General features: G+C 54.0%; 14 protein-coding genes. 2 read left to right on the top strand and 12 right to left on the bottom strand.

Annotated elements, in window-relative coordinates; all coding sequences use genetic code 11:
- Positions 1-6: 6 nt before the first annotated feature.
- The 11 genes from IAE55_RS23095 to IAE55_RS23045 form a co-directional block, all read right to left on the bottom strand.
- Complete coding sequence (locus IAE55_RS23095; RefSeq protein WP_234489778.1) at positions 7-1038, bottom strand: TadE/TadG family type IV pilus assembly protein; 1032 nt, start codon at positions 1036-1038, stop codon at positions 7-9.
- Entirely contained in the window at positions 1007-3178 is a 2172-nt protein-coding gene (locus tag IAE55_RS23090) for a hypothetical protein (RefSeq protein WP_234489777.1), read from the bottom strand. Before IAE55_RS23090 ends, IAE55_RS23095 begins: the two co-directional genes overlap by 32 nt.
- Before the next feature lie 86 nt (positions 3179-3264).
- Entirely contained in the window at positions 3265-3951 is a 687-nt protein-coding gene (locus IAE55_RS23085) for a TadE family protein (protein WP_325168676.1), read from the bottom strand.
- The gene (locus IAE55_RS23080) at positions 3932-4120 is read right to left on the bottom strand and encodes a Flp1 family type IVb pilin (RefSeq protein WP_116231932.1); all 189 of its coding nucleotides are present in this window, start codon (positions 4118-4120) and stop codon (positions 3932-3934) included. The genes IAE55_RS23085 and IAE55_RS23080 overlap by 20 nt, the downstream gene beginning before the upstream one ends.
- Before the next feature lie 11 nt (positions 4121-4131).
- Positions 4132-5004, bottom strand: coding sequence for a type II secretion system F family protein (locus IAE55_RS23075; RefSeq protein WP_145160728.1), 873 nt, complete (start codon positions 5002-5004; stop codon positions 4132-4134).
- A 13-nt stretch (positions 5005-5017) separates the two neighbouring features.
- Positions 5018-5797, bottom strand: a complete 780-nt coding sequence (locus tag IAE55_RS23070; protein WP_145161031.1) for a type II secretion system F family protein — start codon at positions 5795-5797, stop codon at positions 5018-5020.
- A gap of 208 nt (positions 5798-6005) precedes the next feature.
- Positions 6006-7232 (bottom strand): CpaF family protein, encoded by a 1227-nt coding sequence (locus IAE55_RS23065; protein WP_200633968.1) that lies wholly within the window; start codon positions 7230-7232, stop codon positions 6006-6008.
- Positions 7225-8388 carry a hypothetical protein gene (locus tag IAE55_RS23060; RefSeq protein WP_200633967.1) on the bottom strand — a complete coding sequence of 388 codons (1164 nt, stop codon included), beginning with the start codon at positions 8386-8388 and terminating at the stop codon, positions 7225-7227. The genes IAE55_RS23065 and IAE55_RS23060 overlap by 8 nt, the downstream gene beginning before the upstream one ends.
- Positions 8389-8565: 177 nt before the next feature.
- Positions 8566-8988, bottom strand: a complete 423-nt coding sequence (locus IAE55_RS23055; RefSeq protein WP_200633966.1) for a thiol-disulfide oxidoreductase DCC family protein — start codon at positions 8986-8988, stop codon at positions 8566-8568.
- Between the two features lie 125 nt (positions 8989-9113).
- Positions 9114-9392 (bottom strand): hypothetical protein, encoded by a 279-nt coding sequence (locus IAE55_RS23050; protein ID WP_105446042.1) that lies wholly within the window; start codon positions 9390-9392, stop codon positions 9114-9116.
- A gap of 180 nt (positions 9393-9572) precedes the next feature.
- On the bottom strand, positions 9573-9737 hold the full coding sequence (locus IAE55_RS23045) for a zinc ribbon domain-containing protein (RefSeq protein ID WP_374954757.1): 165 nt from the start codon (positions 9735-9737) through the stop codon (positions 9573-9575).
- Between IAE55_RS23045 and IAE55_RS34390 the strand changes: the two genes are divergently transcribed.
- Complete coding sequence (locus tag IAE55_RS34390) at positions 9690-9944, top strand: hypothetical protein (protein WP_438822532.1); 255 nt, start codon at positions 9690-9692, stop codon at positions 9942-9944. The genes IAE55_RS23045 and IAE55_RS34390 overlap by 48 nt on opposite strands.
- Before the next feature lie 136 nt (positions 9945-10080).
- Here IAE55_RS34390 and IAE55_RS23040 read toward each other — a convergent pair whose 3' ends face one another.
- Positions 10081-10500, bottom strand: coding sequence for an organic hydroperoxide resistance protein (locus IAE55_RS23040; protein ID WP_145160734.1), 420 nt, complete (start codon positions 10498-10500; stop codon positions 10081-10083).
- 240 nt (positions 10501-10740) lie between these two features.
- Between IAE55_RS23040 and IAE55_RS23035 the strand changes: the two genes are divergently transcribed.
- Positions 10741-12090 (top strand): Nramp family divalent metal transporter, encoded by a 1350-nt coding sequence (locus tag IAE55_RS23035; RefSeq protein ID WP_200633965.1) that lies wholly within the window; start codon positions 10741-10743, stop codon positions 12088-12090.
- Positions 12091-12119: the final 29 nt, after the last annotated feature.

The raw sequence follows: 12119 nt of genomic DNA, 5'->3' as shown, positions 1-12119 counted from the left end.
TATGAGCTATCCCTTTACGACGGTAAACATAACCTCCAGCCGTTGGCCGTCCGAAGTCGTGATGACGAAGGGCCATGTTCCAGGTGTCGTGTTAGGTCCGACCCACCATTCCCACTCGATGGTTCCGTCCGCGTCTGCCTGCTTTTCCCCCAAGTATTTGGCGGTGCTTTGACCGCTTTTATAAAACACGGATAAATTTGCCGATCCGTTTGGAGCGATCTTGGCGCGCACCTTGGCCTTTTTGCCGACATACGCGGGATCGGGCTTGGATAAAATGCTGATGGATGTGCGTCCATCAACATCCCCTTCACCCTCTCCTGAGCCTTCTTCATCAGTGGCGCCGATCCACAGGCGTTCCTGTGCCTTGGCCTGGATCACGATTTTTCTATTGATAAAAGGGACCTTTATCGGCAGCTCGTAGCTCACTTCAATGCCAAAGTACGGATCCGTCCTGTTCTTGAGGTCAGGGATTTGAATATTGGAAACATGAATTCGCTCGTAGCTTAGAAAATGGCTTTGCATTTGTGGCTTCAATATCGGTTTGACCACCGGATCGAGCACCGCCTCTGCCGTCTGATTTTTTAAATCCTGGAGCGGGGCTTCGGCCCGCCCCACTGCCTCATTCGTCCATTCCTTCAGGGGAGACGGAAGAGCCCCCGTATATTGGGAAGCCCAATCGCTTAGCGACAGCTCGGGAACCGACCAGCTCCCGGAGTCACGCTCCTTGGATTCGTTTCCCGTCCCTGCGGATGCTTCCGGCTGGATGGCCAAAGCCACCGGATAAATGTGGGAAGATACCAGCTTGACGGTATCCGATACGGTGCTCTGCAGCGCCGTAGAAATGAGTGTCATCTGAACGATATAAATCAGAAAAATGACGAAGAACAAAAAGACGGGCAGCACCAACGAGGCTTCCAGGACGATGCTGCCCAGCTCCCGCTTCCCCCGCTTCGGAAACGCCTTGGCGAAAGCAGAAGCTCTCCCCCAATTCATGCGGTGCAGCCGATCAATAAGCAAAATCCGCTTTTTTCGTAACATAGTAACGGTTTCCTTCCACGTTATCCGGACTGCCTCCGGCATAACCCGCCATTTGGATCACGCCGGGCAGAAACCACAGCCTCATTCCGATCCGGACTTCTCCTGACGCATACGTGGCTCGTTCGGCGGGATTAATTCCCGTATTCAGACGAATCAGCGCCAGCATTCTGGACATTTTCTTCTCATTGTCGCTGTGGATCAGCAGGAACAATCTCAAGTAGTCGCGGTATGTCATTTGAATCTTAACGTAACTGGACAGCTCTACGGATCCTTCCCTGCAGAGCTTCACCATGTCGGCCATGGCCATCTCTACTCCGTACAGTAGAGCGGCAGCTAGAACGAGCAGAGGATTTCCCAGTTTGCTGTTCTTCACGAGCCCCTCCATGGTCCGAACCGCCAGCCGTGCCGCAAAAATTTCGGCATAGGCTGCTGACACATTGCCCACCGGGTTATGGAAGCCGTACACGATATACTCCAGCTCTTGATGGCTTACGCTCATCTCATCGGCTACCGCATCCCCAAGCCGGCTTCCTGGGCTTGCCGCCGCTTCTTTCAGCAGTCCAAGATCGAAATGGGTAAAATACAGCGCTGCATATTCGTTCTGGAACAGTTCGTCCTTGATGCCCGACATCATCCCCGCCATGGATCCATATACCGAGTCCGTCTGCTTCATGGCCGATTTGCCCGCATCATAGGGGTCATGATCAAGATCGGTCCCCTTATACTCGCTGCCTGCGTCTTCCTTATTAAAGGTCAAGCTATCGTCGTAATACTGCTGAAGCTCTTGGTATTCCTCATTATGCTGCTTCACTTTCTGGTCCAGCTTATTAATGCTTTCCAAAATGCCCGCTGCTTCGGACAGCTTGGCCTTGCTCAGCTTCTCTTTTTCTTTCCTTTCCTTGTCAGATCCCCGATGCTCCTGCAGCTGACCTGCCACCCGGTCGAGCTTATTCCCGCTGCCTGACACGGCGTAATCATGGACATAACGGTCAGCGGCGCTTACTCCCCGGATCACCTCATTTTTCATGCGCCCACTGCTTCCCTGAACCCCGGAAGACTCGGCAAGGGAAGATAAAAGGGTAGATAACTGGTTGTTAAAGGCACTATAATCCTGTTTTTGGGTCTTAATTACATCATTCAATTCCTGAAGCAGACTATCGGACAGCAGCAGTTGGTCTATGCCGTCCCGGATGCCATGAATCGCCGCTGGATCACTTCCGGATGCTTCCGGTGCCGCCCCCGGGATTATGGCGCTCCCGACCTGATCGTAGCCTTCGGTCCCGCCGCGGTTTCCGGCTTCTGCAATCACTTCCTTCATCTTATCGTTGCTGCTCCGGGCCTCCTCCCAGTACTCCAGGGCATTCTGGAGTTCCTTCGCATGGCTCTTGGCCGCCGAGGACTGGATGCCCTGCAGGCGGGAAATGACCTTTCCTGAGCTGCGGTTATACTCCCGGATTTCCGAGCTGTACTGTTCCTCTTCGTCTTCGCCACGGTTTGCATCCTGATTGACCTTGTCTACGTAGTCCTCATATTGTGCGGCGATGTCGGCCGCGGTGACCACTTCCGAAGAACCGAGCGATTGGTCCGGAATCGCCCCTCCGGCAGGGCTCATGATCAAAACCGGAACCTCCTTCAGGCTTTGACCGGCCTTTCTTTGGGCCGCCAGCATCTGATCTAGGGCCTCCTCGCGCTTGTCATACAGCTTCTGCAGCTTGCCCAGGACATCCACCGTATCCGAGGCTTCCTTCATGGATTCGGACAGCGGCTTGAACCTGCTGACGAGTTCCAGAGAAAAGTCGATGGGCGCTTTATACTTCATCTCCTCGCTGACTTCCCTATTAAAAATGTCATACTCCCCCAGCATCCGTTCCATCTTGAGCGATGAGGTGTCCAGCTGAAGCGGAAGCAGATCAAACCGATCGCTGCGGTCTCCCTTATCCATCGTGCTGTTAAGCACGCCAGCCATAATTTGATCGCCGCTCGTGCTGCCGTGTGCAAAAAGTCCATACCTTTCCTGCAGTTCAGGGTCGTACGACGACATGACCGACCGGACCGCCGCACGGACCAACCGCTCGCTCTGCGCCTTCATCGCCGCGATCCGGGCGTAGTCGATAAATAATGCGACAAACGCAAAAATCATGGCCAAAACCCCAATAAGAAAGATGGATACCGATCCACTTTCTGAGCGTCTCTTACCGAACACCCGCCAATCCTCCTCTCCGGCTCCTAAGGCTGGCTTCCGGAAGCTTGAAGCTGCTTCAGCACCCCAGCCGCGCTGCCTCGATCCATCCCTTCACCAGCATCATTCTTCTTGAACTTCGAGCCGTAGTATCTCATCAGATGGATGCTGCGGATAAATTCTACCGGATCCACGACCAATGAACTCCCGGAGGTTCGAAGCTCGCTCCCTCCGTCCAACATGGCATCGAGCGGCCGGAGGGAGATCATTTGGTTCAAGCTGGCAGTTACTTTCCGCTGCAGCAGAGCATTTTTATAGGTCATATCCCCCTGCATGCCCGCCGGAATCGCCGAGCCGGTTTTGCTCAGCTTGATCGCCGTCAGCGCCCCTTGGGTGGAAGAGGTACTTGGAACAGGTACCGTCTGCGAGTTCTCGGCTCCTGCCCAGCCAAACAACGCACCAAGCCATTGATCGTCTGTCATTCGCCAATACAGCGAATCATATTGGTTGACCGGAACCGAGCCGTCAAGCGCTTCTTTATGGCTGTTATCCCAGCTGTAGGCCGTGCGCTCCGCGGCTGCGGACGCCGCTTGATGCAGCATGCTCTGCTGATACATATACAGGGACAGAAACAGCAGAATCATCGTCGTGAACAGAACGACCGGCATGACGAGGGAGGCTTCCAGCGTAAAGCTTCCCTCGCATTCTTTTAACCTAGCTCGTAAATTCTTCACTTTTTTTGTTGACGTTAGCCAGCAGTTTGTTGATAAGCTCCATAATTTGCTTCTTAAACAGAAGCGCGATAATGAGGATCACGACGATAATCAGCAGCATTTCGAGCGTTCCGAGTCCCTCCTCGTCCTTCCATAATTTCTTGCCGCTTCGTCTTATCATTGTCAGCATTTATACCCCTCCTACATGTTCATCATCATAAAAGCCGGTGTGCCCACCAGCACAATCACGATCATAAAAATGACCATCATTGGAAAAACGAGCTTTGACGAAGCTTGCTCTCCTCGTGTCCGGGTAATGGCCTTGCGCTTCTCCCATAATCCCCGGGACAAGTCGTTCAGAGCCATGGCAAAGTCGCTGCCCCCTCGCCGCAAATTGAGCAGCACGGCTGTCGTAAACGCGGATACCTCCTGCACGGCACAGCGTTTGCTAAAATTTTCAAACGACTGCTGAAAGGAATATCCGCCTTCCAGATCATCGATCATCCGGATTAGTTCCTTATAAAGCGGATGATCCCTTTGGGTTTCCTTCTGACGTGCGCATCGCGTGATGGCCTTCTGCACCGTCTCGCCTGCTCCGACGAGCAGGACGATCTTGTTCAGCAGCTCGGCCAGCTCGATCGTAATATCCTGGTCCCGCTTATCAACCTTCGTGTGCAGGTCCTTAATGATCGCGGCCGGGAGAAGGATGGCCAGCAGCCCTCCAATAATAAGCCCCGTGTTTCCCCCGGCGGCAAGCGTCAGCAGGCAGCCCAGCATCAGCATCAGCCAGCTGTAACACAGCATCTCTCCGGCATACAGGAGCGTCATCTCCACGCTGTGCCGCTGCCCGTAAATCTTCTGAATCGAACGCTGAAGCCTGAAGAAGAAGAGCGGAAAACGAGCAGTCAGCTTGTACTGGTCGATGATGTACAGCATGGGCCGCATCACCGCTCTCAGCCGAATCCCTTCCATCGGCAATGTCATCAACCGCTTATATTTGTCGCCGCAGCGCTGGTTCTGCACCACCCAACCTCCCGCCAGCAGAGCCAGCATCACGGCAGCCAATAATTTCATGACTTCACCCCGTTCACACCTTGATATTCATCATTTTCATAATCCATAGCAGGCAGCCGGCCAGTCCCGCCAATGCACCTGTCGAAATCACGATGCCCATCCCGCTGTACAGCGGCTGCATATAATCTCCGGCCGTAAAATTCATAAACATCAGCATCAGGATAGGCGCAGCCAACAAGGCTCTGGATTCAAACTTTTTCTGGGCGATCATGACCGAGATCTCCTGTTTGATATCCAGCTTCTCGCCGATCACTGTTGAGGTGTGCCGTACAACCTCGACAAGGTCCCCTCCCGTGCGCTTACACGTCGTGAACACATCCGCAAAATTCGTAATATCCTCCATTGCGGCACGGCGGCTGAAGTCATTCAATGCATCCTCGACCGGTTCGCCATACTCCATCCGCGCGCAGATAATGCCCAGCTCGGTAATCAGGTCATTCTCCGCATCCGGGTCGAGCATCCGCAGGTCCTGAATAGCCTCCCTAAAACCGTTTTCCACCGATTTGCCCGCAGACAGGGAGGAAGACAGCGAATACAGCGCCTGCTTAAAATGAAGATTCATCGCGGTCCTCCGGCGCTCCAGAAGATGCGCCCTCCAAAACCGCGGAACGATCCATCCGCCGGATGCCATGATCATAGCTACGAGCCATTGGTGATAGAACAAATAGCCAATTCCGAAGCATAACAAGCCCCCAATAGCAATGCATGCCGTACGCTGGAGCCCGTTCAGCTCATAAGTCTGGTAATCCGGGAGCTTCTTCCCTATATCCTCTGGAGGGGGAGATCCGTCCATGCCTTGCCTCCTGAGCGCCCTGCCTGGCTTCTTGGAAGGAGCGGCCTCCCGCCGGTTACCATTGCTCCCTGTTCCCTGCTGTTCGTGTAACATCGCTTCACCTCCCTGGTGACAGTACCCAACTGGTTTATTAAGGCCTTTTAATTTGATGCTGAATCAAGCAGCCCGCGACCCCAATCTCTTCATATTGGAATTAAAAATGTCCGCTTCACTTCTTTGCGGCGGCGATTCCCGCAGCCTGAAGCTTTGCGACATGAATCAATCCGTTTCCCGTCGGCTCCAGCTCCCCTTCAACCTTTCCTTCCTTCTCCCCCGTCTCCCGAAAACGGAACAGCGGATTAAGGACCACCTCGCCGTTCTCCAGCCCGGCCACCTCGCTGATTTCAGTGACCTTCCGCGTGCGGTCGCGCATCCTGGACAGATGGACAAAAATATCGATCGCCGAGCTGATCTGCTGGCGGACGACAGGCACAGGCAGATCCGCTCCGCTCAGCACCATCGTCTCCAGCCGGCTGATCATATCGCGCGTGTTGTTCGCATGGCCGGTCGATAAGCTTCCATCATGGCCGGTGTTCATCGCCTGCAGCATATCGAGCGCCTCGCTCCCCCGGACCTCGCCGACCACGATCCGATTGGGACGCATCCGAAGGGAGGAGCGGATCAGATCCCGGATGGCGATTTCCCCTCTCCCCTCCGTGTTGGCGTTACGGGTCTCCAGAGCGACCAGATTGGGGACCGTGACAATCTGAAGTTCAGCCGAATCCTCAATCGTGATCACCCGTTCGTCCGGTGGGATGAATTGCGACAGGGCATTGAGGAACGTCGTTTTGCCGGAGCCCGTCCCGCCGCTGATAAAGATGTTGTATTTCCCCACCACCAGCTGCTGGAGAAACTCAGCCGCCTCCTGACTCAGTGCTCTCCGGACGATCAAGTCCTGCATCGTCATCGGCGATTCGGGGAACTTCCGGATCGTCATCGTCGGCCCCTTCAGCGCAACCGGCGGCAGGACGATGTTGACCCGCGAGCCGTCCTTCAGCCTGGCGTCCACGATCGGCGAAGACTCGTTGACGACGCGGTTCACGCCGGCAACGATCGACTGGATAATGTCTTCAAGCCTCGATCTCGATTCGAACTTCAGCGGCAGCCGGGACACCACGCCGTCCTGTTCGATAAAAATATCCTCGTGGCTGTTGATCATAATTTCGGTAATCGCGGGATTGTCCACTAAAGGCTGCAAAATGTCGAGCCCGCGGAACGAATCGAAGATCCGCCGGATCAGGCTGCGCTTCTCCTGCGCGGTCAGCTCGCGAAGCTCAGGTCTCCTGAACACCGTCAGCTCGATATACTGCATCAGCTCCCGGTTGCCAAGCGCAGAAGTCACGTCCAGTCCGGACCGGATTTCTTGACGAAGCTCGCGGAACAGCTCTTCATCCATATCCTCTCACCCCTGAACCACTGACGAATGAGTCCCCCAAGAGGGACTTGCACAGCTTGAGGATATCCCGCTGGTAGATCGGCGAGCTGAGCAGCAGCTCTTCGTTGCTGTTATGCTTCCAGGAAGGGATATACGGCAGAACGCCGTCCACCTCTGGAATGCACGCGGGCAGCGGATTGGCCAGCTGCCCGGTGAACCGATTGACCACGTACCGGCTCTTTCCGGCAAGCTCCGCGAACAGTTCCGGCTGGCTCCGCTCCATAAACGCAAACCACTGGCCGTTTTTGTACAGATTGGTGATGTCGTCCAGCATCAGCCAGACCAGGTGGCGGCATCCTTCCAGGACAGCGGCCAGGCGTTCGTTCGGCCCGGAATCTGTGTCGGCGATCACCACGTCGTACCGGCCGCTTGCCGCGATGCTCTGCAGCAGCTTCCGTGTATCGGCCTTACCCAATTGAACCAGCTCTTTCAAATTGGTGACGGGTTTGAACCAATCCGCACGAATTCCCGGATGATGGACGGTGTACGGCTCCGGAGATACCATCGTCTGCACATGCTTCTCCTCCTGGACCGCTTTCAGCTCATACAGCATCCCGGGCAGCCCCTCGGCACTCTCCGCACCGCCCCCCTGTCTGGGAAAAATTCCGCTGCTGTTCACGGTTTCGAGGTTCAAATAAAATACCGACAGGCCGGCCGCCCCCAGCTGTTTGGCCATATTAACGGCGGCGGTCGTCTTCCCGCTCCCGCCCACGACGGAGACGAAGCCGATCGTCACGGCCTCTCCGTCCGCCACCGGCAGTGTACGCCGCTGACCTTCCCTCCGGCATAAGCCGAGGATGGAAGCCATCAGCTCCGGAAGGGGCTGATATTTGGGGAGCACCGGTCCTTGTATAGAGGCGGCCTCCCCATGTCCGAGCAAAATCCAGTTCGGTATATCGCCGTTCTTCCCGGCAAGCCAGGGCTCCAGGAAGGCTGCCTCCCCAACGACGGCGTCGGGCAGCTCCTTGCCGTCCATATACTTCATAAAAGCGTCCAATTTAGTGAATCCGGATATGTGCAGCTTGTCCCCAAACTCGCTGCTGTGAACATAGTGCAGGATACCCTCCAGATACTGCGCCTCCTTGACCGCGAGCGTAATTCGGTATGGTACCATCACGAATGATCCCTCCTCGTTTCAGACAGCAAAAAAGCACCGTCCAACAACCCGCCTGGCGGGTGTTAAACGGTGCTTCCGTTATTGGTAAGTATTTACTTAATTTAGAATTTATCACATCCGGAACGGAAACACAATACACTTTGACATGAAAAAATCGATCCGGTAACGTTTCCTTTTTCACAGAAAACGGTTCCTAATCTCTGGCGTGGGCAGCAGGCAGGCTTCCTCCTTGCCAAACCAGCGGTACCGGTTACGCGCGACCCAGCGATAGATCACGTTCCGGAGCGGCGCAGGCACAGCGATGAAAGCATACAGAAGCGGCCAAGGCTGCTTTAAACGCCGCACAATCCGCAAAGCCGCAGCAGATTCCGTATAATAGCGTCCGTTTTCAATCAGAACGACGGTATTTAGGGCTCCGACTGGCAATCCGCCCTCCCGGAGCAGCTTCTCTCCGATCTCGGACTGAAGTGAGGCAAAATGGAATATTCCTTCCGGATCCCGCTGGAGAATGAACTTGGTCAGCCCCTGGCATAAATGACAGACGCCGTCAATCAGAACAATGGCATTTGGCTTACCTGCGTTTCCTTGCTGCATGGTCATCGGCGAGCCCTCCCTTACCTCCAGTATCTTCCTTATTGCCTCGTAAATCAAGCCACCTTATTACTCCCTCAATATAGAAAAAAGCACGGGATTCATAATCCCGCACCTGTATCTCCTGGATGATATTAATGGGCAATCGCCTTATCAATCCATTGGTTCTCAACGATTTGCTGTTCCAGCTCGCCTGTAAAGCTCTCCATGCACTTGCAAATAAAGTCTTTGCGGCATACAGGACAAGGAGTTTTCTGCAATCGGCTGATGTTAGTCATTTTCCATTCCGGAAAACGGTTATAGAACGCACGGCACTCTGTTCCGTCAGCCAGGTTGATAATGAATTCGTACAATCCGCTTTTTTCATTGCTGCTGGCTTCTCTGACGTTCGTAATGATCGGTCTGTAAGACATATGCATCACCCGTTTATTTAGTTTTCTTGCCTCGGACAAATAGTACGTAACAAGTACTTAGACATATTAAATGAATTTTATATATCATGTCAACAAAGAAGGGTATGTAATTCATGTATTTGGCCCCAATATGTCTCTACAGTACCGATCGCTTTTGCTTCCCTTCAATATAAAGGATGCCTAACTCCCAAAGAAAATATCCAGAATCGTACCAAGCTGATCTTTCTTTTTCCCTTCCAAAATATCGGGATTAAGCACCTCGACATTCCCGCAATGCTTGCAGGAAACAAATAAATAATGGATATGCTGGATATCAAACATCTTGCTGAGGCCGGCTCCCGTCATGGAAACCTCACGGATGTCGCAGATCCGCCCCTTGCACTTAACGCAAACAAAACGATCCTCAATGATGTCCTTAATGCTCAAGCTGATCTCCCCTTTCCTTTGGTGCCTAACTATTTTACGCCAGGGCGGTGGAAATCGTTCCAGGGATATGGTTATGCCGAAAAAGGATACGACAAAAAGCCGGAAGCAGCCGCCACCGTGTGGTGAGCCCCCGGCTTTTGTTACGATGATAAAATTCAGCGGAGCTAAATCCATTCCATCATCGCACGGAAAACTTCCGCGAAACGCGGCCAGTTTTCTATGAAGGTACGTCGATAGACGTTCGGATACATCCTGGCATTATTTAAATCACGTTCAGCTCGACATCGATATTCCCCCGCGTGGCTTTGGAATACGGGCAGAAATCATGCGCCTTTTTCGCAAGCTCTTCCGCTTGTTCACGTTCGATCCCGGGCAGCTTGATATCGAGACGGGCCGCAAGGCGGAAACCGCCGTCGCTCTCGTCTTTGCCGATCATGACGTTGGAAGTGACTTCCACATCATTCAGCTTCACGCCGGCCTGGCGGGCCACATTGGCCAGTGCGCTTTCGTAGCATGCACCATACCCGGCTGCAAACAGCTGCTCGGGGTTGGTTCCATTGCCGCCGGCTCCGCCTAATTCTTTGGGCATACTGAGTTCATGCTTCAGGACACCATCGGAGGATGCGACCGAACCCTCCCGGCCGCCATGGACCGTTGCCGTTGCCGTATATAGAGCTTTCATCTTCATCGACTCCTTTTCCTGAATTTGACCCTACCCTCATTAATTAAAGCGATCCTTCCTATTTGAAACGGGATCCTTCGGATAATGGCTATTCAGAAGAGGTGTGCATCCCATTCTTGTGTGTCCCAAAAATAATTGTACAACCACACAAAAGTTTCCCTAGACAAACAAATTTGTATGAGTACAATGAATAGTAGAACATTTATTACATTACAATAATTTTAATAAGGTGTGATGCATATGAAAGACACCGAAATTATACATCCTTCCAAGTCCAATACGTGGGAGAAACCGAAGGAAAGAACTTCGCTGTCTGACGTAAACCAATCTATGAAAGTCCCGGTGAACGCCTCGACTTTTCGCAAATTTCTGGCCTTTGTCGGCCCCGGATATCTGGTTGCTGTAGGCTATATGGATCCCGGAAACTGGGCGACGGACATCGCCGGGGGATCCCGGTTCGGCTATTCCCTGCTGGCCGTGATCCTGCTGTCGAACCTGATGGCCGTCCTGCTCCAGTCGCTGTGCAGTAAGCTCGGCATCGTTACAGGCCACGACCTGGCGCAGGCGTGCCGCAGCCATTACAGCAAGCCGGTCAGCATCGGTCTGTGGGTGCTGTGTGAACTGGCCATCGCAGCCTGCGATCTGGCCGAAGTCATCGGTTCGGCGATCGCCCTGAAGCTGCTGTTCGGGATTCCGATCCTGTACGGCGTGCTGATCACCGCACTCGACGTCCTGCTCGTGCTGCTGCTGCAGCATAAGGGCTTTCGGGCGATCGAGACGCTCGTCATCGTGCTGATCGTGACGATTGGATTGTGCTTCGGGATCGATCTGTGGCTCTCCAAACCGGATGCCGCCAGCATCTTGACCGGGTTCATCCCGACGGCCGATCTGGTGACCGATCATCAGAAGCTCTATATCGCCATCGGCATCCTGGGCGCGACCGTTATGCCGCATAACCTGTACCTTCACTCATCGATCGTGCAGACCCGGCAGTACGAAAACACCGACAAGGGCAAGCGGGAAGCCATCAAATTTTCCGTCTGGGATTCGACGATTGCGCTGACGCTTGCCCTGTTCATCAACGCGGCGATCCTGATCGTCTCGGCGGCGACATTCCACAAGGCGGGGATGACTACGGTCGCCGACATCAGCGATGCGTACCATCTGCTGACGCCGCTGCTCGGAACGACGCTCGGAAGCATTTTGTTCGCCGTCGCCCTGCTGGCATCGGGCCAGAACTCGACGCTGACCGGCACGCTCGCCGGACAGATCGTCATGGAGGGCTTCCTGAACCTGCGGCTGCCGTCCTGGCTGCGCCGGCTGATCACCCGGATGATCGCCATCATCCCGGCGGTCATCGTGACGGCCATCTACGGCGAGAGCGGCACCGAGGATCTGCTCATTCTGAGCCAGGTCATCCTGTCCCTCCAGCTGCCGTTTGCGGTGGTTCCGCTGGTCAAGTTTACTAGCGACAAGAAGCTTATGGGCAAATTCGTCAATCCGGTTTGGGTCAAAATATTGGCCTGGGTCGTGACGGCATTTATCATTGTCCTGAATGTGTACCTTCTGGTTCAGACCATTTTCGGTTAATTGCGATGGACACTATAAAAGCCCCGTAT

This window comes from Paenibacillus sp. S28, assembly GCF_016624415.1.
In the GTDB taxonomy this organism is placed as follows: Bacteria; Bacillota; Bacilli; order Paenibacillales; family Paenibacillaceae; genus Paenibacillus_AQ; species Paenibacillus_AQ favisporus.
This window is presented reverse-complemented; position numbering and strand designations above follow the sequence as displayed.

Coding starts and splice junctions, on each gene's coding strand:
- IAE55_RS23095 (WP_234489778.1), bottom strand. CDS start 1,038: ATGTTACGAAAAAAGCGGATTTTGCTTATTGATCGGCTGCACCGCATG.
- IAE55_RS23090 (WP_234489777.1), bottom strand. CDS start 3,178: ATGATTTTTGCGTTTGTCGCATTATTTATCGACTACGCCCGGATCGCG.
- IAE55_RS23080 (WP_116231932.1), bottom strand. CDS start 4,120: ATGCTGACAATGATAAGACGAAGCGGCAAGAAATTATGGAAGGACGAG.
- IAE55_RS23075 (WP_145160728.1), bottom strand. CDS start 5,004: ATGAAATTATTGGCTGCCGTGATGCTGGCTCTGCTGGCGGGAGGTTGG.
- IAE55_RS23070 (WP_145161031.1), bottom strand. CDS start 5,797: ATGGACGGATCTCCCCCTCCAGAGGATATAGGGAAGAAGCTCCCGGAT.
- IAE55_RS23065 (WP_200633968.1), bottom strand. CDS start 7,232: ATGGATGAAGAGCTGTTCCGCGAGCTTCGTCAAGAAATCCGGTCCGGA.
- IAE55_RS23055 (WP_200633966.1), bottom strand. CDS start 8,988: ATGACCATGCAGCAAGGAAACGCAGGTAAGCCAAATGCCATTGTTCTG.
- IAE55_RS23050 (WP_105446042.1), bottom strand. CDS start 9,392: ATGTCTTACAGACCGATCATTACGAACGTCAGAGAAGCCAGCAGCAAT.
- IAE55_RS34390 (WP_438822532.1), top strand. CDS start 9,690: ATGGATATGCTGGATATCAAACATCTTGCTGAGGCCGGCTCCCGTCAT.
- IAE55_RS23045 (WP_374954757.1), bottom strand. CDS start 9,737: ATGACGGGAGCCGGCCTCAGCAAGATGTTTGATATCCAGCATATCCAT.
- IAE55_RS23040 (WP_145160734.1), bottom strand. CDS start 10,500: ATGAAAGCTCTATATACGGCAACGGCAACGGTCCATGGCGGCCGGGAG.
- IAE55_RS23035 (WP_200633965.1), top strand. CDS start 10,741: ATGAAAGACACCGAAATTATACATCCTTCCAAGTCCAATACGTGGGAG.